This window comes from Ruoffia sp. FAM 26255 (assembly GCF_045528525.1).
In the GTDB taxonomy this organism is placed as follows: domain Bacteria; phylum Bacillota; class Bacilli; order Lactobacillales; family Aerococcaceae; genus Ruoffia; species Ruoffia tabacinasalis.
This window is the reverse complement of the sequence record NZ_JBGQQX010000001.1, coordinates 58,808-83,350: the sequence shown is the minus strand read 5'-3', so window position 1 is coordinate 83,350 and position 24,543 is coordinate 58,808. Positions and strand designations below refer to the sequence as shown.

Below are 24,543 nucleotides of genomic sequence, written 5' to 3'. Positions count from 1 at the left end.
TAAGGAGAATTAATAATGACTGAACAATGGGATGCTAAATTAATTGAATTAGGTAAAAATGCAAAAGCAGCAGCAAAAACCTTGCGCCATGTTACAGAAGCAGAAAAGAATGAAGCTCTTTTAAAAATGGCAGACGCAGTAGTTGCGAATCAAGAAGCAATTATTACTGCAAATCAAAAAGACCTTGAACTCGGAAAAGAAAAAGGACTTACAGATGCTTTGCTAGAAAGATTGACACTGACAGAAAAACGAGTGGAAGCAATGGCGAATGGCCTTCGTCAAATGGCAGCGTTACCCGATCCAACCTTAGTGACTGAGAAACAATGGATAAACCGAGATGGTTTAAAAATTTCTCAAAAACGTGTTCCATTAGGTGTTATTGGTATCATTTACGAATCTCGTCCAAACGTTACGGTGGATGCGACTGGTTTATGTATTAAAGCTGGTAACGCGGTTATCTTAAGAGGTGGGAAAGAAGCCTTAGAGAGTAATCAAGCAATTGTCAACGTTCTTCAAGAAGCTTTAGAAGAAACTAAACTTTCAACAGAGTCTGTTCAACTTATTACGAACCCTTCACGTGAATTAGCGAGTCAATTCATGCGATTAAACGACTATGTAAATTGTTTAATACCTCGTGGTGGCGCAGGCTTAATCAATGCTGTCATGCGACAAGCGACTGTACCAGTGATTGAAACGGGTGTAGGGAACTGCCACTTATATATTCATGAAGCAGCTGATATTGAAAAAGCACGCAACATTTTAATTAATGGTAAGACGCAAAGAAATTCTGTATGTAATGCCTTGGAATCATTAGTGATTGACGAAGCAATAGCTAAGACAGCTTTACCGGAATTTGTTGAAGCTTTAAAAGAATATCAAGTTGAAGTTCGTGGAGATGAGAAAGCGAGAGCGATTGTTTCAACAATTGGAGCAGCAACGGAAGAAGATTATGCTACAGAGTTCCTTGATAGCATTATCGCAGTCAAAGTTGCAACGGATTATGATGAAGCCATCCAACATATTGAAACATACTCTACAGGGCATTCAGACGCTGTGATTACTGAAGATTACTCAACAGCTCAAGCTTTCTTAAAGGATATTGATTCCGCTGTTGTCTATGTCAATGCATCAACTCGATTTACAGACGGCGAAGTCTTTGGTTTTGGTGGCGAGATGGGGATTAGTACCCAAAAACTACACGCGAGAGGACCAATGGGCCTTGAAGCATTAACAAGCTATAAATACACAGTCGAAGGAAATGGGCAAGTTAGAGCATAAAAATTGAAACAGATGTAAGATGGGATAATGACGCGATCATTATCCCATTTTTATATCCACAACACTGATATTACTTGAATAATTGTTGTCTACGCATTATACTATACATATGAAAGTAAATTCATATGAAAGGTGGCTTTTATTATGAAATATCAACTCGTTGGCATTCGTAATCAAGATCACGCTAATAAATTATTTAATCAAATTAAGCAATTACCAAATAAAGAACAAATACATCTGAATGAAGAAGAACTAGAAATTGAAGTTGAAGATATTACTTGCTATGAGAACTTACAAAGATTACTCAGCTATGAAAAAGTAGGCTTAAAGTCACTTGATTATCATGAGCTTGAACATCATCATTCACAAGAACATAATCATAGCCATGACCATAGTCATGATGTAGACTTTACTAGTGGCAGTCAAGCGGTACGCAATATGATGCTTGTCTTTGGTATTAATATTGTCTTTAGTGTTCTAGAAGCCATTTTTGGCTTGTTATTTAATAGTGCATCAATATTAGCCGATGCCGTACATGACTTTGGGGATGCTTTGTCCATTGGACTTGCGTGGTTTTTCCAAAAGATTTCTTTAAAAGGCTCAGACTCGACGTTTTCATACGGTTATAAACGATATTCGCTTTTAGGTGCTTTAATTACAAGTGTTGTGCTCTTGGTAGGGTCGGCCGTGATGATTATTCACTCAGGTGAAAAACTGATGAATCCTGAACCAGTAAATTATCAAGGGATGCTCATATTGGCGATTTTTGCAATTGCTGCGAACGGGGTTTCTGCTTGGATTATTAGTAAAGGTTCATCGCACAATGAATCAATCTTGTCGCTTCATTTACTTGAAGATGTCTTAGGATGGGTTGGAGTATTAATCGTGAGTGTGGTGTTACATTTTACCGACTGGTACTTTTTAGACCCGCTACTATCAATTGGAATTGCGCTCTTTATACTCTATAAGACCATTCCAGAATTTATGAAAGTGGTGAGACTGTTCCTACAAGCTGTGCCAGATAATATTGATAGTAAAAAACTACGGGAAGAAATTCAAAACATCGATAATATCAATGGCTTATCGCACTTCCATCTACGGTCTTTAGACGGGGAAGCGCATATGATGTCTATGACAATTAGTACAACATCTGATTCAGTCCCAACGCATGAACAAATTAAAAATGAAGTGCGTCATATTCTGTCAGAGAGTGACATCGCCCATTCAAATATCGAAATTGTTTATGATCCATATAATATTTTAAATAGTAAGTAAAAAATGAACCTGATTTTGACTGGGCAAGCCTAGCCATCATTCAGGTTCATTTTTTGTATTAATTATTTTTCAAAGTAGTTTAAGTATAGATTATTTAGAGCTTTTTTAAGGTCTTTACTTGGAATAGCGAAGAACATACTAATCTCAGAAGCACCTTGGTTAATCATACGTAAACTAATATTACTATCTGTAAAGGCAGCTGTTGCTTTGTTCGCAATACCAATCGTATCACGCATTCCTTCACCAACAATCGCAATAACGGCTAAGTCTCTCTCAACATGAATCCATTCTGGTTCGAATTGTTGTTTAATATCTTCAAGCAGTTCTTCAAGTTTATTATTATGTTCAAATTGATTTGCGCGCATAACCACTGAGATATCATCAATTCCCGTTGGAATATGTTCAACGTTTATATCATGGTCTTCAAAAATTTGTAATAGACGACGCGTATAACCAACTTCTCGGTTAAGTAAGTAGCGTTTAATAGTGACAGAGATAAATCCTTCGTCTCCACTCACTCCAATCACTGGATATTTATTAACCTCCCCGCGGTCGACAACAATTTTAGTCCCTACAATTTCGGGGGCATTAGTATTTTTAATTTGAATTGGGATGCGAACTTCATATAAAGGTGTTAGAGCTTCATCATGGAAAATACCAAAACCAGAGTAAGCAAGCTCTCGCATTTCTCGGTAAGTAATTTCATTAATCGCATGTGGATTATCAACGATACCAGGATGAGCTGAGTAAATATGTGATTGATCCGTATAGTTCTCATAAATCTCTGCTTCGACCCCACGAGCAATAATCGCACCTGTAATATCTGACCCTCCACGTGAGAAAGTGACGATATCACCTTTTTTTGATACTCCGAAGAACCCAGGAATCACAAGAACTTTATCACTGTCTTTATTTGCAGCGATTTTGCCATACGATTCTTTAAGAAGTTGGGCATTACCGGGTTCATCGGTTACAAAGATTCCCATAGCTTCTGGTGATTTATATTCTGCTTCTAAACCGATTTTGTTAAAGTATTGGCTGATTAGTTGGGCATTAAAGTCTTCACCACATGATTTTAAGGCATCGAGTAATCGTTCTGAATTCGTAATCGTTTGAAGTAAATCATGTAATTGTGCTTGGAATTCTTTAACAATCGCTACATCAATATCAAGATCTTCAGCGATTTGTTGGTATCTATCTATGATTTGATTTTCGATACTTGTCGTCGATATGCCGATCGAATGATTCGTATGAAGGGCAATGAGTAAGTCGGTTATTTTAATATCCGAATCATTACGTTTACCTGGGGCGCTGACGACGACAAAGCGAATGTTTGAATCATTTCTAATAATATTTGCTACTTTTTTAATTTGAGTTGCGGAACTTAAAGAACTTCCGCCGAACTTTGCAACTTTCATGTATTATTACTCCTCTTTTTTTAATCTGATTATAATAATACATTATTTATTGGCAAATTCATACCACCTGTTGTAAAATATGCATGAGGGAAATTTTAATGTATCTCTAATATAAATTAAGGAGAATTTAAATATGAAGATTGCAATCTTAGGTATGGGGACAGTTGGAAGTGGAGTAATAAAGGTAATTCAAGAGAATCAAATGGAAATCCAACAGTTCACCAATGAACCGATTGAAATTTCACATGTGTTTGCTAAAGCGATTAATAACCAGCATAATGCGGATTTTCAAAATGTGACAGTTACAGAGAATATCGATGATATATTGAATAGTGATGTAGAATTAGTTGTTGAAGTGATGGGTGGGATTGATTTTACCTTCAGTCTTCACCAAAAATTCTTATCACATGGGATACATGTTGTCAGTGCTAATAAAGATATGTTGGCAGTTCATATAAAAGAATTAGCTAAAATTGGCGATGAAAATAAAGCGCAATTAGGTTATGAAGCCAGCTGTGCCGGTGGAATTCCAATTATTAATGCGTTAACGTATGGTTTACAAGCGAATAAGATAAATCGCGTGATGGGGATTTTAAACGGAACGACAAATTATATTCTAACAAAGATGACACAAGATGCTTGGTCATACGATAGAGCATTAAAAGACGCCCAAGAAAAAGGCTATGCTGAAAAGGATCCAACCAATGATGTGGAAGGTTTGGATGCAAGACGTAAGATTGCCTTACTATCTCGTATCGCTTACAAACTAAACTTAAATGTTGAAGATATTCCAGTTAGAGGGATCAGTCAAGTGAGCGTACAAGATTTAGAATACGTCCAAGCTGCCGGGCTGACTATGAAATTATTAGGTAAGAGTGAATATCACGGTGACAAAGTTCAAATCAGTGTTGAACCTGTATTACTACCAAATAATCATCAACTTGCAACAGTAAATAACGCAGCAAACGCGGTTTATGTCAACGGAAATGCTTTTGGTGAAACAATGTTCTACGGACCAGGTGCAGGAAGTTTAGAGACAGCTTCAGCCGTAGTTTCAGATGTGATGAATATTGCTAAGTTTGGCTTTGTAGGAAACTTAATTGTTGAAGAAGATGCAAATATCGACATAGCTGGAGAAGCAGCGTCATACTTTATTCGCTTTGCAAAAGGGCAAACAGAAGTTCAATTAGACGCAAATTATAAAGTTGTAGCTGAAGAAGAGGAATTAGTTATCCTTACTGAAGATATGAGTGCGAATGCTTTAGAACAATTAGAAAATAGTCATCAAGTTGAGGCAGTATACGTAGTAATTAAAGATTAGAATTGGAAGTGGATAGTGTGAACAATGTATCATTAAAGATACCAGCAACAAGTGCCAATCTTGGGCTCGGCTTCGATACAATGGGAGTGGCAGTGAATAAATATTTATCTATTAAAGCAACTGAGAGTGACAAATGGGAATTTGAATTTCTTGATGAAGAATTACGTGATTTACCTAATGGAGAAGCGAATTTCGTCGCTAGTACAGCCATTGATATTGCTAAGAAATACAATAAGGTGATACCTGATTTATTTATTGAAATGTCGAGTGAAATTCCACTCACACATGGATTGGGAAGTTCATCGAGTGCTATTGTGGCTGGAATCGAGTTAGCAGATCATTATTGTCAACTAGGATTATCAACGTATGATAAGATTTTACTCGCCTCTAAGATTGAAGGGCATCCAGATAATGTTGGACCATGTATCACTGGAGGAGCTTTCGTAGGATATTATCAAGACGGTTACTTAGCTTATCATCAATTAAACTTAGATAAGATTAGTTTGATCCTTTCAATACCTCCTTATGAGATTTCAACGAAAGTGGCCCGCGAAGCGATTCCAGATTCGTACGAAAAAGGGGCAGCCATCGAACAAAACGCTCTAAATAATGTCATGTTACTTTCAATGGTTAAAAAAGACTACAAAACAATGGGTGAGTTGATGATGCAAGATAAATTTCATGAACCATATCGCCAACCATTAATTGCAGAGTTTCCTGAGATTAAAGAAATTGCGGTGAAGAATGGGGCTTATGCTACTGTCATAAGTGGCGCAGGGCCAACCGTTTTAACACTTTGTCCAGAAGATAAAGTTGAGGGAATATTAAAAGAACTGCAACAAGTATCGACATGTAAACACGAAAGTGTTGAAGTGCATTATAATTAAGCATAAAAGGAGTCCACTTTAAAGATATTCATCTTATAAGTTGGCTCCTTTAGACTTTATAACACATATAAAAAAGGCCGTTGAGCAACGCTCAACGGCCTTTTAATTTTTGCTTACTAATTATTCAGCAATTTTCTTTTGGTATTTATCAGCTAAGCCTGTAGAACGGAAGATCCATTTTACAATCTCGACGATAATTACAATACTGAATGCAAAAGCAATAGAAATTGCCCATTCAGTAGGCCCAGGGATAGTTACCGAGAAGTATGTGTTAATTCCAGGAATTAAGATTACTCCAAGTAATAAAGCACCAGAAAGAATGAAGGCACCGTTTAAGTATTTGTTATCAAACGGATTTCCACTGAATAATGAGCCAAAGATTGATTTAACGTTATATGAGTGGAATAGTTGGATAAATCCAAGTGTAATGAATGCCATTGTTTCAGCAGTTTGATGTTCTACTTTTAGAACGTATTCACCAATATAGTAAACAGCTAAAGTAAGGAAGCCTTCAAGTACACCTTGGTAAGCAATACTTGGTAATACACCGAATGATAAGAAACTATCTTTCTTAGTACGAGGTGCTTGTTTCATCGCTTGAGGTTCAGCTTTCTCCATACCTAAAGCAATAGCAGGGAACACGTCAGTTACTAAGTTAATCCATAAGATATGAACTGGTTCTAAGATTGTCCATCCGAATAAAGTTGCAACGAATAAAGTTAAAACCTCACCTAAGTTAGCTGAAAGTAAGAATTGAACAGCTTTTTGGATGTTAGAGAATACTTTACGTCCTTCTTCAACAGCCACAACGATTGTTTCGAAGTTATCATCAGCAAGAACCATGTCTGAAGCACCTTTAGCAACTTCAGTACCAGTGATACCCATACCAACACCAATGTTTGCTTGTTTAAGAGATGGTGCATCATTAACCCCGTCACCTGTCATTGAGATAGTACGTTCATTTGCTTGCCATGCTTTAATAATACGAACTTTATGTTCAGGTGATACACGAGCATATACAGAGAAGTTAGTTACATCTTTCGCTAATTCGTCATCAGTCATATTATCTAATTCAGCACCAGTACGAACATGCTCTTCGTTGTTAGGCTCGTTAGGATCTAAGATTGATAAACGTTCAGCGATTGCTTGTGCTGTAATGGCGTGGTCACCAGTAATCATAACTGTACGGATTCCTGCTTCACGAGCACGGCGGATAGCTGCACCAGCTTCAGTACGCTCAGGATCAATCATACCAATAAGTCCAGCAAAGATTAAATCTTGCTCAACAGTTTCAGTACTCATTGTATCTGGAACTGTGTCGACAATCTTATAAGCACCAGCTAATACACGTAGTGCTTCACGAGCCATGTTTTCGTTCTCTTTAAGTATATGATCAATATTTTCTTGAGTAATATCTGTAACTTGACCATTGTTATCAATTTTAGTTGCACGTTGGATTAATTGATCTGGAGCACCTTTAACAGCTATAAAATAACGACCGTCTTCCATTTTGTGGATTGTTGACATTAATTTACGGTCTGAATCGAACGGTACTTCGTTTACACGAGGTTCAGAGCTTACTGCATTTTTAACATCGAAGCCTTGCTCAATCGCATATTTGATCATAGCCGTTTCAGTAGGGTCACCAATTAGTTCACCTTTACCATCGATTTCAGTATCGTTAGCGAATGTAATTGAACGTAATAAAGGATTAGTATGAGCAATCTCTTCTGATGCATTATGAAGCTCGCCATCATAGAATACTTTTTCAATCGTCATTTTATTAACTGTTAATGTACCAGTTTTATCCGATGCAATAACTTCTGTACTACCTAAAGTTTCAACAGCAGGTAATGTACGAACTAACGCATTACGATTTGCCATTGATTTTGTACCTTGCGAAAGGATAATTGTTGAAATCGCAGGTAAACCTTCTGGAATAGCAGCAACTGCTAATGAGATAGAAACTAATAACATATGAGTAATTTCAAAGTCTTGGAATGTAATTCCGACGATGAATGTTAATACTGCAATAACAATGATTGCGATTGTTAAGTTTTTACCTAATTGCTCTTGGTCACGTTGTAATGGTGTTAATTGGCCTTCAGTGTTTGCTAACATGTTAGCAATATGACCAACCTCAGTATCCATACCAGTACCAGTAACGATACCTAAACCACGACCATAAGTTACGTTTGTACTTGAGAAGGCCATGTTTTCACGGTCACCGATACCGACGTTTTCTTCATCGATTGTGTCAGTACTTTTAACAACTGGAACTGACTCACCAGTTAATGAAGCTTCTTCAATTTGTAATGAGTTTGCTTCAATTAAACGTACATCAGCAGGAACAACGTCCCCAGCTTCTAATGTAATAATGTCCCCAGGTACTAATTCAGTACTTTTAACTGAGTTCATTGAACCGTCACGGCGTACATGAGCTTCAGGAGAAGCCATGCTTCTTAGGGATTCAATAGCATTTTCTGCTTGCTGTTCTTGGAAAACTCCCATAATTGCATTTAAAATAACAACGATTAAAATAATGATTGAGTCGGCAATACCTTCACCTTCAGCAATCCCAACAAAACCTGCAACGACAGCTGCTACTAATAATACTATGATCATAAAGTCTTTAAACTGATCTAAGAATTTTTGTAGAAGTGTTCGATTTTCTTCTGCTTGAATTTCGTTCGCACCGTATTTTTCAATACGCGCTTGTGCCTCAGAAGAGCTCAAACCTTGTGAAACGTTACTGTCAAGTTTAGAGACAATTGAATCTGTCGATTCACGATAGGCAACAAAATCTTTCATTAACAATATTCCTCCTATTTCTTTTGTTATAAGTTAGTTTACTTGAAAAAGAGACTTATACCAACTATAAAGCGGATGCGATACAGGTGGCATAAGTCTCACTATTTAAGTACAGTACCAGTAGCTTAATTACTACTTATCGATGTTGATACTGACGAGGACAATTCCCCTAGTTACTCCCTTATGAACAATTATTATCACTATTATAAAAGATTACAAAAAAATATCAAACTAAAACAACAATGGTTATGAATTTTTTTCTAATAATGTTTGCTTTTTTATTAAATTAGCGCTTTTTTCTACAATATCATTCAAATAAGTGCTATTATAAATTCGATATATGATATATGATATATGATATGTGATTTTAAAAAAATATATAATTTTTGGAGGTAAGTAGATGAGTAGTAATAGAGAGCCCAAGACAAGACGTGAAGCGAGAAGAAGTAGAAAGAAAGAGCGTAAGCGTGGCGGTGGGTTACGGATGTTCTTTGGTATCCTTTTAATTTTAGTAGCAGTTGGATTGCTAGCCTTAGATCCAATTAAAAACTACATAATTGAACAAGGAAGTACTCAAAACGCGGTTGGTAATTTAACACGTGAACAAATTGAGACAAACCAAAGTGTAGACGTAACATATGATTGGGGAGATATTAATACCTTAAATGCTCGAGAAGTTTTAGCAAGTGGTGTGAATCCAAGTGATTTACCTACGATTGGTGGAATCGCAATGCCTGAATTAGGAATGAACTTACCAATTTATAAAGGTGTATCAAATGAAGGTATGTTCTATGGTGCAGGGACGCTCTATCCTGATCAAGAGATGGGAGTATCCAACTATTCATTAGCAAGTCACCACTCAATTAATGATGGATTGTTATTTGAACCTTTAATGCGTGCTGAAATTGGTCAAACAATTTACTTAACTGACTTAGAGAATATTTATGTTTATCAAGTAGATTATATAGATACTGTTCCAGCAACTGCAGTAGAAGTTACTTATCCTACTGAAGAAGGCCGTGTAACATTAATTACTTGTGATACGGGCTTAATAGACCGTGTTGTAGTTCAAGGTGCGCTTGTTGATACCGTTAGTGTTGATGATGCTTCGCCAGACATGTTACAAGCGTTTGATATCGCACAAACAATTACAAGTTAAGTATAATATAGTCGAACCGCATTTACTTTTTGAGTAGATGCGGTTCTTTTTTTAACCGGCATGATTATTTATGAATAATTAATGAATTAACTGAGAAAGATTGCCTTTAAATTATGATATTTTTTGTACTTTAACCTATATAAAAGTGCTTTATGGTAAACTTAATATATAGTTATTACAAATTTATTTAGGAGGTAAGAAAGATGAAGAAGATGAAGTATATAACAGCTTTATTTATGATTATGTCTTCTTTTGTGGGTCTGTTCGTAGGCTTACAACCCGTCAATGCACAGGAGAATGCGGTCACATCAGTCACTGTAGATGCTCAAGTGTACTTAGCAATGTATGGCGGTGAGCCGACGGAACAAACTCAAATCAGTTATGACATAATTCAAACTGATCCAGATACAGGTGAAGGGACACTCGTTTATAGTTATCGTTCTAATGAACCAAATACTGAACCATTGATGTTAACACCAGGTAATTATAAATTCAGATTGTATGATGCCGGTAATTTTCAACGTGACGGACAAGAATTAATTCCAGCACGCGTAGAACAAACCCATCCAACAACAACTGATCAAGATGTTCTAAAAGAATTAAGCCAAACTGGTGATCTAATACCATGGGGTGATGGTACTGTAGTATTAGATGTACCATTCGAGATAGAATTAGGAGATAACTTATTAAATGAAGCAACTAACCAATATGAGGCGGAATTAGTTGTCACGATAGCGGATCAGCAATCGATTGCAACACTTCCAGAGAATCCAGATGAACCGGACACACCAGGTGAAGAAGTACCTGAAGAAACGGGTACATTAATGGTACAAGTTATTGGTAGTGATGGCTCATTAGTAGCGAACACTGTGCTTAGTGTAAATGGTGAAGAGTTTACAACAAATGCGCAAGGTTTCCTTAAAGTTGACAATGTTCCAGCTGGAGAGGTCCAAGTAGAAGTACTTTCTGTACCCGAAGATTATTCTATTGAAGGTATCACGATGCCAGCTGAACCAATTACGGTAGTGAGTCAAGAAACGACGAACGTTAAAATATCTGTTGAACGCATTCCAGAAACTCCAGAAGCAAACACAGTAACTTTAACTGTTCTTGATGAAGAATCAGTGCCGGTTTCTAATGTTTCGATGACATTGAATGATAGTGAAATTTATACAGATGTTTACGGTCAAGCGGTATTCTCAGAAGTACCCGTAGGAGAAGCAACTTATACAATTAATAGTGTTCCTGAAGGATATAGCCTAGAACAAACGACAGGAACAGTTGTTGTTGATCCAACCACTCACACTGAAGCAACGATTACTTTATCAGCAGATGTCAATACAAATAACATTGAATTTGTGGTAACAAATGAAGCTTTTGACCCCATTAATGGGGTGGAAATTCAAATCGCTGACAGTGTTTATACTACAACTGAAACTGGCCGAGTGGAAACTGAAGCCTTACCAGTTGGCGGTTACTCTTATGATGTAATTTCAGCTCCAGAAGGATTTGAAATACCTGTATCAGGAAGTGTAAACGTAGTTGAATCTGCACCTACTGAAGAAGCAATTGCCTTACCAACATCAGTAGCTTATGGTTCATTATTAGTTAATGTTGTTGATGATGTACAGCAACCAATTAATGGTGCAGAACTTACATTAGGTGAGCAGACTGCAATCACAGATGGTAGCGGGCAAGTCGTATTTGAAGATTTAGAAGCAAATCAATCTTACGAATACTCTGTTACGGCTTTACCAGAAGGTTATGTCTTAGATGGAGAAGCTGAAGTAAGAACGATTACAATTAATCCAGACCAACAAGTTGAAGATACACTGGTCATTGCGCAAGCAGAACAGGTTGATAGTGCTGTATTTACAGTGGTTGATGAAGCTAGCCAACCCGTTGAAAATGTTGAAATTCAATTAGGGAATGAGACTGCCACAACAAACCCAAGTGGTGTAGCTGAATTTACTGACATTGGACCGGGTACTTATAACTATACGGTGACAAATTTACCAGAACAATATGAAACACCGGCGGAAGGTCAACTAGCAATTGTTGCCAATGAAGAAGCAACACAAGAAATTAATCTAAGTGAAGTTGAGCAATTTGGGAAAGTGACATTTAGTGTCGTGGATCAAAATAACGAACCAGTTGATGGCGCTCAAATCACACTGAATGATAATACTTATCCATCAAATTCAAACGGACAAGTGATTATCGAAGGATTAAATGCAGACCAAACATACAACTATACTTTAGCAAGCTTACCAGAAAATTATACTGGTCAAGTATCTGGGACAGTGATAATTGAAGCAAATAATCATATTGAAGAGACTGTTACTGTAGAAAGAGAACTTGCACCCGGACAATTAACGATTACAGTCATGGATCAAAGTGACCAAGCTGTGTCTGGTGCCCAAGTACAGTTAAATGAAGATCAAACAGAAACAACCAATGCCGAGGGTCAAGTTGTATTTGATGAACTGGTAGAAGGTACGTACGAATATATTATTAATGAATTACCAGAAAATTATGAACATAATATCGCTTCTCAAAGTGTTTATATCGCTGAAGGAGCAACAGAAGCTCGAACTCTACAAGTTCAACATAATGTCCAACCGGGAACAGTCATCTTTAATGTAACTGATCAAGATAATTCTCCAGTAGAAGGAGCGGTTATTTCAATCAATGACACAACAATTACAACGAATACAGAAGGAACGGCAACGATTGCGGATATTGAACCCAATACGTACACTTATTCAATCACAGAATTACCAGAAGGATATATTGGTAATGCAAGTGGAGAAGTGACAGTCAATGAATCAGAAATAACAACTGCAGCGATTAGCGTTGAAAGAGAAATCGAATTATCAACGGCTGATATTAAAGTAGTCGATCAAAACGGGGATGCTGTTGAAGGTGCTAGTCTTGCTTTTGGTGGCTTAACTGGAACAACGAACGCTGAAGGTATCGCTCATTTTGAAAGTCTAGAGCCTGGTCGTTATAATTATTCTGTAACAAGTACGCCCGATGGTTACTATAATAATTCAGAAGAACAAGCGACTGAGCTTGAAGAAGGATCGGCTTTTGAAGCAGAGATAAGGATCGAAAAATTACCAGAGACTGCTTCAGTCACAATTCAAATTAGAGATAATAATAATCAACCTGTCGCAGGCGTTGAGATTAGAATCGATCACGAAACGTATACAACAGATAATAATGGAGAAGTGACAGTAGATAACTTAGAAGTTGGTTCATACCCATATGAAATTATCAATGTACCCGAAGGTTTTGAAATCGAAGAATTAACGGGTGAATTTGGGATTGTAGCGAATGAAACAATTACCGTTAGCCCAAGAGCCACTGCTCAAGAATCTTCAAGTTCTGAGGAGTCAAGCTCACAAGAATCAAGCTCTGAATCAACAAGCTCACAAGAATCAAGTAGCGAGTCTTCTAGTCAGTCACAATCATCAAGTGTGATTGTTGATGAGTCTCAAAGCTTAACACCAGCTGAACAAGCAAGTATTGATGAAGAAGCATCTCAAGCGACAAGACAATTTATTGATGCTGAAACAGGTATAGAAGTTTGGGTAAACCCACAAGACGCAATGAAAGTTTCAAATATTCATGTTGAAACATTAGATAGTGCAGCAACTTTAGAGAATGCGGATGCGGATATTTACACAATTACTTTATTGGATGAGAATAACGAAGCAGTTCAATTAACTCGAATTGCCGAGATTAAGATTCCAACACGTCCTGTTAATTCGCAATTACGAGTGGTTCGTGTAAACGATAGCAACAATTCAAACTTAACATTTGCATTACATAACCAAAGAATTACCTTTAGAACTCAACAATTAGGTACATTCGGTATTGTGTATAATGCAGAACAAGCGTCTATCTCACAAGAAGAATCTGTGGAAGTGACAGTCGAATCAAGTGTAGAAGAGAATGATGATGACTTACCAAATACCGGTGAAACGTCAACAAAAGGAATTTTATTCTTAGGCGTTTTAGTATTACTAAGTGGGGCATATTTAGTCTTTACTCGTAATAAATCAACAAATAAGCATTAAAGTGTAGACGAACATCATATATTTTGGTAGAATAATTGCGGTTTAGGAGACAGTTAACCCTTGAAAGAGAGTAGATAACTTATCTCTATACAGCAAGCTGGGATGTTGAGAGCCAGTCAGAGATACCTATCGAAGCGCACTTTCATCGTACAACTAGATACTCTAGTTCGGAGGAAACTTCGTTATCAATACAAGAGCATGAATGTTAGTGATTCATGGAACTAGAGTGGTACCGCGTATAAGTTAACGCCTCTAGAGAGACATTTAATTATGTCTTTCTTGAGGTGTTTTATTTTGAGTTTTATTATAGGAGGAATATAAACAATGGATATCAAACAAATATATGTAGATGCTTTAACACCAATTGTTGGTGAGCATTTAAGCAAAGAAGAAATTACCAAATTAATTGAAGTACCAAATAATACCGAACATGGGGATTTAGCTTTCCCTGCTTTCGCATTAGCTAGAGTATTCCGTAAAGCGCCTCAACAAATTGCGAGTGATATCGCTGAGCAAATAAGTATGGATAACTTCGAGAGCGTTGAAGCTGTAGGTCCTTATATTAATGTCTTTCTTAAACGTGAAAATGTCGCTAACGAACTGGTTACACAAGTTCTAAATGAAGGCGAAGACTATGGAGATTTAAATATTGGTCACGGCGAAGCAATGACGATTGATATGTCATCACCTAATATTGCTAAACCAATGTCTATGGGACACTTAAGATCAACAGTTATCGGTAATTCAATCGCTAACTTAGCTGAGAAAACGGGTTACAACCCAATTCGTATTAACCACTTAGGTGACTGGGGTACTCAATTTGGTAAATTAATCGTTGCTTACGAAAAATGGGGCGATGAAGAACAAGTTAGAAAAGATCCTATCAATGAACTTGTTAAACTATATGTTGAGTTCCATGAAAGAGCAGAAGAAAATCCAGAATTAGATGACGAAGCCAGAGCGGTATTCAAACGATTAGAAGATGGCGATCAAGAAATGATCGAACTTTGGACTTGGTTCAAAGACGAATCATTAAAAGAATTCCAAAAAGTATATGATATGTTAAATATCGAATTCGACTCATACAATGGGGAAGCCTTCTATAATGATAAAATGCAAGCTGTTATCGAAGAATTAGAAAGTAAAAACATAACTAAAATTGACCAAGGTGCAACCATCGTTGACCTTGAAGAAGAAAACTTACCACCTGCCTTAATTAAAAAATCAGATGGTGCCACACTTTACGTGACGCGTGACTTAGCAGCAGCCATCTACCGTTACAACACTTATAACTTTGCTAAAAATGTTTATGTAGTTGGGAATGAACAAAGTGTTCACTTTAAACAACTAAAAGCTGTTTTAGACAAATTAGGTTATGAATGGTATAAAGATATGACTCACGTACCATTTGGTTTAATTACTTTAAACGGTAAGAAACTATCAACACGTAAAGGTAAAATTGTCTTACTAGAACAAGTATTGAATGATGCGATCACTTTAGCAACTGAACAAATCAATGAGAAAAATCCTGATTTAGCGAATAAAGAAGAAGTGGCTCATCAAGTCGGTGTTGGAGCGGTAGTATTCCACGATCTTAAAACAGACCGTATGAATAACTTTGACTTTAACTTAAAAGATATTGTTCAATTTGAAGGAGAAACAGGTCCTTATGTACAATATACTTACGCACGTTCAATGAGTATGATTCGTAAATACGACAAAGAAATTTCAAAAGACACAACTGTAAATCTTAACGATGCATACAGTTGGGAAGTTATTAAGAAAATCGCTGACTACTCACGTATCGTAGAAAATGCCATTGAACGCTTTGAACCTTCTTTAGTTGCTAAATATGTTATCCAATTAGCTCAACAATTCAATAAATACTATGCAAATGTGCGTATCTTAAACGATGATGACCAATTAGAATCACGTATGGCTTTAGTTAAAGCTGTTACGATTGTGATTAAAGACGCATTAAATCTCTTAGGTGTTGAAGCACCTGAAGAAATGTAATATAGAAAAGTAATAGACCTGACTTAGCCAAAACTAAGTCAGGTCTATTTTTGTTAAAAGATACTTTGTATAAGAAACATATAAATAACGGTTCCAACTAAAATACTTAAGATTGTATTTCGTTTCCAATAATGAATAATGACAATAGATAGAGAAGCAATCACTTCAGGGATAGCATAAGGATAAGTGAGGACAGGTGTATTTCTCAACGCGAATACAATAATCAAGCCCATGGCAGCAGTGGGTAATACAGAACCTAAATAAATAATTGCCTTAGGTGGTTGAGAACCGGCCGGAAAAATAATAAAAGTTATAAAACGGGTCAGCATCGTAAGACCCGCAATTATAGCAAATGTAATCCAAAGTTGGGTTTGTGTCATTGACGAGCCACCCCATTCTTATTAAAGCGGTATAAGAAGAAGCCAACGATAAATACCATCGCAGGAATCATAAAATTGTTTGCACCAAATAGTACTAAGCAAAGCAAACCAGATAAGATTCCAACAAGGGCAGGAACTTTACTAGAACTATTTAACCATTGATCAACAAAGATAGTAATAAATAGTGCAGTTAGAACAAAATCAATCCCTTCAAGATTAATTGTAATCATACTTCCTAAGAGGACGCCAATAACGGTTCCAGAAACCCAATACATTTGATTGAGTAAAGTAATGAAGAAATACACCCAATCTCGACTGAGATTTTCAGGAACATCAATAGAAACAAGCACCGAGAAAGTCTCATCAGTTAAACCAAAGATGGTATAGTATTTTTTTGAATCTAATTTACTAAACTTTGTAAGCATTGCAATACCGTAAAAGATATGTCTAGCACCTACCATCAACGTAAGTATTATTGCATTAATTGGATTAAAAGATGCTAAAAATACATCAATGGCAGCATATTGAATTGCACCTGAGTAAATAATCACACTCATTAAAATAGCAAATAATGGCGAGAAACCTTGACTCACAGCCAATAATCCAAAGGGTATCCCTAAAAAGATATAGCCCGCCATAATTGGGATAGTATGGGGGAACGCAAATTTAAATGCTTCTTTCATTAAAGTCCTCCTAAATTAAAAAAATTAGATATAGTCTAATTATTTTCTCATAAATAGTCAAATTAGTAAACATAATCATAAGATTTATCAATAAACAAACATTTTGATACAATAATAAGACAAGAACAAAATTCAAAGGAGGAGCATGGTTGCAGGAGAAAAATTCAACACTAAAAAAAATATCGATGGCAGGACTCACTGTTGCGGGAGGAATTCTATTAGCAACTAAACTGTTTCCTAAGTATAAAAATCAATCCCTATCAAGTTGGCTAATTGAACGAGGTCTATTTGTTTACGGAATGAAAGAAGAGCAGCGAAAGCTATTCGAACATCAAAACCGCATTGATGATTTCATCAAATGGAATACCAAACCACAAATTAAACCAGATATCATGGTAGGGCATAAAGTAGAAGAAAGCTATCATGGGCCCATGCAAGTTTTTTCATGGAATAAGAAAAAGGAAAAGCAACCCATAATATTTTACTTACATGGTGGTGGCTATGCCTTTCCGCCTTATCCAACTCACTACTTCTTCTTACGTTCAGTAGTGAAGAAGACGAATGCTCAAGTAATATTCCCACAATATTTAAAAACACCGAAATACTCTTATAAAGAGTCTGTTCCATATGTCTTAACATTATACAAGCAAATGCTTAAAGAGAATGTGAATGACAATCCAATTATCTTGATGGGGGATTCTTCTGGCGGAGGTATGGCTTTAGGTCTGGCAGATGCATTAAGGGAAGAAGGTATCCAGCAACCGGATGAAATCATCGCCTTATCACCGTGGCTAGATATTGCCAACGAGAATCCAGAAATTCCAGATTTAGAGCCATTGGATCCGATGATCAGTCAAATTGGCTTGAATTTAGCAAGTGAATATTGGGTAGGAAAAGAGGGGCGTATCGATGATCCACTCGTGAGTCCAATGCTTATTAGTGGTCGTGATTTAGCACGTATTACGTTATTTGTTGGGACGCATGAAGTTTTTTATCCAGATATCCTTCAATTTGCGAACCGTTTAAAAGAAGATAATATTGAACACGATTTATATATTGCTGAGAAGATGAATCATATCTATCCCGTGTACCCGACGCCAGAAGGCGAAGAAGCACGACAAATCATTAGCGCTATCATTAATAAAACTCTAGAAAAATAAGAAGGTCAGCATTAGTTGGAAAGGTTTACAACGTTTTTGGAAGTAAATCTATTTAAAACCAGTGACTAAATATGATACTATTAATACGAAATGGACATCTTATAAGGAGTTTATAATGACTGTAAAATTAATTGTAATTGACTTAGATGAAACTCTGTTGAGAAAAGACAAAAGCTACGACGTCGAACGTTTTAATCACGCACTTCATACGCTGAAAGGCCGAGATGTATTGGTTTGTATAGCAACTGGGAACAGTTATCACAAAATTATTGACTACTTCTCGAAAGAAGATCAAAAAGATTTATACTTTGCTTGTGATAATGGGAATTTTATAGTAAAAAATAATGAAGAGTTATCAACAACGACTGTGGATAGAGAGACTCTCTATAAAATTGCATCCTTTGTTGATGAATTTGAAGGTTTCCACATTATGGTAAATACTGGAAATCAAGCCTTTGAACACATTTCTCAATATAATAATGCTTTAGCCTATATTGAAAAGTTCGAAGATTTACCGGAAGGAGAAAAGCCTACTAAACTCGCGATTTATTCAACGCACTCACTTGATCGAAATAAAATAATGACGCGTATTTTGAAAGAACGTTTTGAAGACATTGATTCGGTAACGAGTGGTGACGGTTGGCTAGATGTATACTCAAAAGATGGCGGTAAAGGAAGTGCTGTAAGAAAATTACAGACAAAATACAATATTAAAAAAGAAGATACAATGGCATTTGGCGATAGCTTAAATGATGAAAGTATGATGAAAGAAGCCCATTACAATATCGCAATGGGCAATGCTGATCATGAATTATTGTTATCGACAACCTACCAAATTGGAACAAATGAAGATTCTTCTGTGATAAATTTACTAGAGGAACTTCTTTTAAATGATTCTATGGAATTTATGAATAAATACTTAATCCATAAGAAAAGATAGAAAGGTCTGTGGAAGCGAGTTGGCAAAAAAGAGAAGACAAAAAGGTAAAAAAACTGAGCAAGAAGACTTAGTAAAAGTAGATATATTCTATATTCCTGAAGCACAAGCTGAGATGTATCAAGTATTGCGCGATGCAATCGCAATGGATGTCGAAGAGATATTAGAAAGTACTTATCATCACGTGGATCGAGTGTTCGACGAAGATGAAGGTGAGGCAGTTGCTGCATTTGATGAAAATAACAATGAGCAAGCGCGTTTATATCTAAACCCGACAAACATCTCTCAAGGGCAAACAGCGAGAGATAAGGGGCAATTGGATAAATTCTTGGATACACATTTAATTAAGAAAGCATAAAAAACTGAAGTAAATGAACGGCAATAAGCCATTCATCTACTTCAGTTTTTTTCTTCCTCGAGTTTAATTTCGATGGCTTTTTGGTAGACGTCTTTTAATTGCTTGCCAATTTCGATGAGATTTCTCTCTTTAGCAACCTCATAGGCGGCTTCGCCTAAAGGAGGCAAGTCATTTAATCTAAATTGTTCGATTAATCGTTCGAAATCGTCAATGTCTCTTCCTTTATAGACATGTTTCTTGTCAATTAACCAATCATCAAATACTGGGATATCTCTAACAATAAAGTTTGCTTTTGTTGCACAGGCCTCTAAAGCAGGAATCCCTTCTGTTTCTTCCATCGTTGGGAATAAGAATAAATCAGATCCTTGTAAAGCGAGTATGATGGAATCATTAGGGACATAACCAGCGAATCTTAGATTTGGTAAGTCCGTTTGAATCGCTTGTTTAATATTGTCAGGCACAAGTTTTAGATCAGTATAACCAAACCAAATAAATTGAACATGTGGCATGCGCTTGGCCAATTCCACGAAATCCAGAATCCCTTTCCGTTCTAAATATAAGCCAATACCCATAACGATAAAGTCATCAGATTCATAATTAAACTCTTCAAGAAACAGTTCTCTGGCATTATCTACGTGATTGAAACGGCGCAAATCAATCCCATTTGATACACTCACAATTTCTCGTCCGATATCATACGATTCAAGTAACTTTTTAGCATAAGGTGTAGGAGCGATGAGAATATCACCTTGACGATAAGCCTGAATCAACCATTGTTTAAACAATGGAGAGACTTGGTTTGAAAAGATGAATGAATTTCGAAAATCCTCCTCGGTTGAGTGAGCATGGTAAACGACAGGGATGCCACTATGCCCTAACTTATATGCGACATAATATGATTTTGGGAAATACGTATTAATATGAAGAACATCAAACGTATCATTTATGTCAGTTGTATATTCTATATTATTTAAAAAAAGAGCTTCTTTCTGGTGTTGAATGGCTTTACCTAAGCCAGATTTATTAATTTGTTTCAAGTTTTCGCTATATAGTAATACTTTCATAATACACCCCTTTAACTAAATTTAGTTTAGAACATGAAAAGCTTTTTAGCAAGTTTTACTGTCGTCATTATTTTATTTCTTTCATTATCAAAATAATGATAGTCATAACCGGAGAAAAAGCCTATTAATTGACAATAGCACTGCTTTTTCAATAAAATATAAGAATAAAGAAATAATAAAAATTTGGAGGGGAAAAATATGTCAGAAGATAAAAAAGATCAAGTTGTAGGAAAAACAAAAGAAGTTACAGGTAAAGTAACTGGCGATAAAAAACGTGAAACAGAAGGAAAAGCACAAAAAAATAGCGGTAAAGCTAAAGAAGCCCTAGATGACGTTAAAGATACTGTCAAAGGTGCGGTAGACGGTGTGAAAGATGCCTTCAATAACGACGATAAAGATAGAAGATAGTTAATCGTTTCTTGTGATTTAAATGCATACATTTTTAGTGTCTAAAACTAAAAGTGTATGCTTTTTTAATGTAAGCGTAGTAGCTGATAATAAAGAAGATAAAATTCATACTCAGTTCGAAATAATGTGCTAATATATGAAGCGGAGTAAAAAGGTCAGGAGCGAATAATTATGCGTCAATTAAAGAAATTATTGTTATCTCTGAGTCTCATTTCATTCATTAATTATCCAATACAGTTTGCCCAAGCATCTGAAGATGAAGAAATGCAAGAAGAGCTCGCCATACGAGAAGAAGTTGATCAAGATTTTAAGCAAGTATTAGATAAATTAGAAGCATCAGATAAATATAAAATCACTTTGCGATATATGAATGTTGATTCGAACAAATTACTTGCTGAAGGTGAGATTCTTGCTGATTCTATAAGTGGGGATGCAAGATTAACGTTTGATATTTATGAATATGGACAAGACAATACACAATCAGTCTCAACTTATGACATCGTTTCTTATCGTGAATTTTCTTTAGCTTACATTAATACAATCAATTTATTAACGGATACGGGATTTTTTGAGCAAACGTATTTTCCTCAAAATGTTCAAAACCAACTAAATGAATTCAATAATTACTACATTGCAATTAATCAAGATGAGTTAGGTTCGATTAATATGAATGAAGAGTTAATCGATAATTTATTATACTTTCCAGATTTATCTCAAATAGAGGATATCTCTACGGATGATATCTATCAATTAAATGATAGCACGATTATTGATATGGAAAGACTTGAGATTCCACGTGGATTCTATCAAAATGCGGGCAGTTTCAGTTTGAATTATAGTTTAAATGTGGATATTAACGAAAGTGATGATCGACACATTTCTTATGATGTTATTCCGAATCAACAATTTAATATCACTGAAAACTCACGAGGACTAACATTTCAGTCGACATTGTCTTCACAAATTACAGATGACTTAATATCTTCGAGAAGGTTGGATAATCGAGAGTTTCCAGCTGATTATCAGTGGGAAAGTAATATTAGTACAAATCACGTGACAGATAAATTAACCAAAGCAACTATTAGTATAAATCCTGAGGTAGGTAGTTATAACGCAACATTAACAGGTCTTTATGAACAATTTATGCTGAATATATTCAGTAATAAAACAGCAGATATCGAATCTTTTAATTATCGTTTAGAATTATCCATGACACCATCAGAAGAAAAGATACCAGAAATAAATGAATTGAATAAAATGACAATGAGTGAATTTTCATATTTGATGGAATCAGTGTTAACCGCTGAGAATCAACGTTATGACAACGACACACAGTTATTAAATTAAAAGAGAAAGAATAAGGTGTTCAAAATGGCAGAATATAAATTAAGAGAACTTGCGACAAAGCGAATTAAACAAGGTGGAAAATTAATTAAAGCGAAGGATTTCCAAAACGAAGATAAAGCAAAACACTTTATTGAAGGAGATGTCGTCATCTTACATGATTTTGACAATCAATTCTTAGGGAAAATGTTAGTCGGACGCCAAAATAAAGGTGTTGGCTGGTTAATTACCACTTATCAAGATGAATATTGGAACGACAGTTTAGTCTATTATGTCTTAGAAGAAGCTTTTGAAGAACGCGAAGCATTCTTTAATAGTACCGAAACGACTGCTTTCCGTTTATTTAACGGTGAAGGGGACGGAATTGGTGGGGTGACCATTGATTGGTACGACCACTACGTTCAAATTAATTGGTATTCTAAAGGGATTTATGAATACCGTCATTGGTTCTTTGAAGCAATAAAACAATTATTACCTAAAGTTAAGGGAGTTTATGAGACGCTCCGCTTCCAAACAGATGATTTAGAACCCATTCAATTAGTCAGTGGCGCCGAAGCACCGGATCCATTAGTCGTTAAAGAGAATAATCTTAACTATGCTGTGCATTTAGGTGAAAGTTGGATGACAGGAATCTTTTTAGACCAAAGAGACGTGCGTGATTTTATTAAGACTCAAGCGAATGGTATGTCTGTATTGAATATCTTTAGTTATACAGGTGCATTCTCGGTTGCCGCAGCAGTTGGTGGAAGCGACCATACAGTGAGTGTTGATGTAGCCAACCGCAGCATTGAATTAACAACAGAACAGTTTGCGTTAAATGATATTGAAGTTGAAGATTCTAAACATGAGATTCGTGTGATGGATGTCTTTAATTATTTAGATTACGCAGCCAAAAATGACATTACATTTGATTTAATTGTTAGTGATCCTCCAAGCTTCGCTCGAACTAAAAAGAAAATGTTCAGAGTCGAAGAAGACTATTCAAACTTAGCAAAACAATTATTTAAATTAACAAATCCAAATGGGATGACGATATTAAGTACCAACCATAGTGGTTATGCTTTAGAAGATTTCCGAGATGATATGGTTGCGGCAACGCAAGAGTTGAACGGAACTTATTATTTAATCCAACAATTCAGTCTTCCAGAAGACTTTCCAACAAGTCCAGATGAAGAAAGTAGTTACCTCAAGGTGTTGGTATTTTATCGCGAAGATTAGTAATAGAGGTGAGATTAGATGAGTTATATAGAACTAAATGATGTAGTAAAAGAATATAAAAGCGGTGAAGTAGTCACTCGCGCAAATGACTGTGTCACATTCACCATCGAATCAGGCGAATTCGCTGTAATACTGGGACCTTCAGGAGCTGGTAAATCCACAACGTTAAATATATTAGGTGGAATGGATAAAGCGACATCCGGTGAGGTTATTATTGCTGAAAAAGATATTAGTGATTATTCAGACAAAGAATTAACAACATTTCGTAGAAATAATATTGGCTTTGTCTTCCAAAACTATAATCTTGTGCCTAATTTAACCGCAAAAGAAAACGTTGAGTTATCGATTCAAATATCTAATAGTGATGCGGATGTGATGGATGTCCTTAAGCAATGTGGGTTAGACCACCGAGCGGATAATTTTCCAGCTCAACTTTCAGGTGGAGAACAACAACGTGTATCCATTGCTCGCGCTATTGCCAGCAAGCCAAAATTATTATTAGCCGATGAACCTACGGGTGCATTAGACTACGAGACAGGTAAGCAAATTCTTAAATTATTGCAAGATACAAGCCGTAATACCGATTCCACCATTGTTGTTATTACTCATAATACAACAATTTCAGAGATGGCAGATCGGGTAATAAAGATTAGAAACGGGAAAGTAGACGATATTGTTATAAATGAAACGCCTCTAAAAGTAGATGAAATAAAATGGTAATTAGTATCAAGAAGGGGGAAT

Annotated in this window: 19 protein-coding genes; 14 read left to right on the top strand and 5 right to left on the bottom strand. The window is 36.0% G+C overall.

The annotated features are described in order from the left end of the window. The first annotated feature begins 15 nt into the window (after positions 1–15). Positions 16–1,278 carry a glutamate-5-semialdehyde dehydrogenase gene (locus ACEN31_RS00325; RefSeq protein WP_407108278.1) on the top strand — a complete coding sequence of 421 codons (1,263 nt, stop codon included), beginning with the start codon at positions 16–18 and terminating at the stop codon, positions 1,276–1,278. Positions 1,279–1,422: 144 nt separating this feature from the next. Then, on the top strand, positions 1,423–2,553 hold the full coding sequence (locus ACEN31_RS00320) for a cation diffusion facilitator family transporter (RefSeq protein WP_407108277.1): 1,131 nt from the start codon (positions 1,423–1,425) through the stop codon (positions 2,551–2,553). A 62-nt stretch (positions 2,554–2,615) separates the two neighbouring features. Here the strand turns inward: ACEN31_RS00320 and ACEN31_RS00315 are convergent, their stop codons facing one another. Next, on the bottom strand, positions 2,616–3,971 hold the full coding sequence (locus ACEN31_RS00315) for an aspartate kinase (RefSeq protein ID WP_407094633.1): 1,356 nt from the start codon (positions 3,969–3,971) through the stop codon (positions 2,616–2,618). Between the two features lie 133 nt (positions 3,972–4,104). On the opposite strand from ACEN31_RS00315, the gene ACEN31_RS00310 reads away from it, so the two are divergent. Together ACEN31_RS00310 and thrB are read left to right on the top strand one after the other, a co-directional pair. Continuing rightward, on the top strand, positions 4,105–5,292 hold the full coding sequence (locus ACEN31_RS00310) for a homoserine dehydrogenase (RefSeq protein ID WP_407108276.1): 1,188 nt from the start codon (positions 4,105–4,107) through the stop codon (positions 5,290–5,292). A 17-nt stretch (positions 5,293–5,309) separates the two neighbouring features. Continuing rightward, positions 5,310–6,179 (top strand): homoserine kinase, encoded by an 870-nt coding sequence (gene thrB / locus ACEN31_RS00305; protein WP_407093948.1) that lies wholly within the window; start codon positions 5,310–5,312, stop codon positions 6,177–6,179. 120 nt (positions 6,180–6,299) lie between these two features. Here thrB and ACEN31_RS00300 read toward each other — a convergent pair whose 3' ends face one another. Beyond that, a complete protein-coding gene (locus ACEN31_RS00300; protein ID WP_407093949.1) occupies positions 6,300–8,990 on the bottom strand; it encodes a cation-translocating P-type ATPase in 2,691 nt (896 codons plus the stop codon). Between the two features lie 400 nt (positions 8,991–9,390). Here ACEN31_RS00300 and ACEN31_RS00295 point away from each other — a divergent pair, with 400 nt between their 5' ends. The 3 genes from ACEN31_RS00295 to argS all read left to right on the top strand — a co-directional run bounded on the left by ACEN31_RS00295 (position 9,391) and on the right by argS (position 16,250). After that, entirely contained in the window at positions 9,391–10,149 is a 759-nt protein-coding gene (locus ACEN31_RS00295) for a class A sortase (RefSeq protein ID WP_138404345.1), read from the top strand. A 203-nt stretch (positions 10,150–10,352) separates the two neighbouring features. Beyond that, entirely contained in the window at positions 10,353–14,234 is a 3,882-nt protein-coding gene (locus tag ACEN31_RS00290) for a SpaA isopeptide-forming pilin-related protein (protein ID WP_407108275.1), read from the top strand. A 324-nt stretch (positions 14,235–14,558) separates the two neighbouring features. Next, a complete protein-coding gene (argS, locus tag ACEN31_RS00285; protein WP_197104133.1) occupies positions 14,559–16,250 on the top strand; it encodes an arginine--tRNA ligase in 1,692 nt (563 codons plus the stop codon). Between the two features lie 53 nt (positions 16,251–16,303). Here argS and ACEN31_RS00280 read toward each other — a convergent pair whose 3' ends face one another. Continuing rightward, positions 16,304–16,630 carry a branched-chain amino acid transporter permease gene (locus ACEN31_RS00280; RefSeq protein ID WP_197104132.1) on the bottom strand — a complete coding sequence of 109 codons (327 nt, stop codon included), beginning with the start codon at positions 16,628–16,630 and terminating at the stop codon, positions 16,304–16,306. Next, entirely contained in the window at positions 16,627–17,313 is a 687-nt protein-coding gene (locus tag ACEN31_RS00275) for an AzlC family ABC transporter permease (protein ID WP_407093578.1), read from the bottom strand. The genes ACEN31_RS00280 and ACEN31_RS00275 overlap by 4 nt, the downstream gene beginning before the upstream one ends. 149 nt (positions 17,314–17,462) lie before the next feature. Between ACEN31_RS00275 and ACEN31_RS00270 the strand changes: the two genes are divergently transcribed. From ACEN31_RS00270 to ACEN31_RS00260, 3 genes are all read left to right on the top strand, one after another. After that, on the top strand, positions 17,463–18,473 hold the full coding sequence (locus tag ACEN31_RS00270) for an alpha/beta hydrolase (protein WP_407089373.1): 1,011 nt from the start codon (positions 17,463–17,465) through the stop codon (positions 18,471–18,473). 115 nt (positions 18,474–18,588) lie between these two features. Then, entirely contained in the window at positions 18,589–19,413 is an 825-nt protein-coding gene (locus ACEN31_RS00265; RefSeq protein WP_407108274.1) for an HAD-IIB family hydrolase, read from the top strand. A 19-nt stretch (positions 19,414–19,432) separates the two neighbouring features. Then, a complete protein-coding gene (locus ACEN31_RS00260; RefSeq protein ID WP_138404338.1) occupies positions 19,433–19,768 on the top strand; it encodes a hypothetical protein in 336 nt (111 codons plus the stop codon). Positions 19,769–19,809: 41 nt separating this feature from the next. On the opposite strand, the gene ACEN31_RS00255 is transcribed toward ACEN31_RS00260, so the two are convergent. Further along, positions 19,810–20,832: a glycosyltransferase gene (locus ACEN31_RS00255; RefSeq protein ID WP_407108273.1), complete on the bottom strand. Its 1,023-nt coding sequence runs from the start codon at positions 20,830–20,832 to the stop codon at positions 19,810–19,812. Positions 20,833–21,030: 198 nt separating this feature from the next. On the opposite strand from ACEN31_RS00255, the gene ACEN31_RS00250 reads away from it, so the two are divergent. The 4 genes from ACEN31_RS00250 to ACEN31_RS00235 all read left to right on the top strand — a co-directional run bounded on the left by ACEN31_RS00250 (position 21,031) and on the right by ACEN31_RS00235 (position 24,522). Continuing rightward, positions 21,031–21,240 carry a CsbD family protein gene (locus ACEN31_RS00250; protein ID WP_407095096.1) on the top strand — a complete coding sequence of 70 codons (210 nt, stop codon included), beginning with the start codon at positions 21,031–21,033 and terminating at the stop codon, positions 21,238–21,240. Positions 21,241–21,411: 171 nt separating this feature from the next. After that, on the top strand, positions 21,412–22,587 hold the full coding sequence (locus ACEN31_RS00245; RefSeq protein WP_138404335.1) for a hypothetical protein: 1,176 nt from the start codon (positions 21,412–21,414) through the stop codon (positions 22,585–22,587). A 24-nt stretch (positions 22,588–22,611) separates the two neighbouring features. Next, positions 22,612–23,802, top strand: a complete 1,191-nt coding sequence (locus ACEN31_RS00240) for a class I SAM-dependent rRNA methyltransferase (protein ID WP_407108272.1) — start codon at positions 22,612–22,614, stop codon at positions 23,800–23,802. A gap of 18 nt (positions 23,803–23,820) precedes the next feature. Then, the gene (locus ACEN31_RS00235; RefSeq protein WP_407108271.1) at positions 23,821–24,522 is read left to right on the top strand and encodes an ABC transporter ATP-binding protein; all 702 of its coding nucleotides are present in this window, start codon (positions 23,821–23,823) and stop codon (positions 24,520–24,522) included. Positions 24,523–24,543 lie beyond the last annotated feature (21 nt).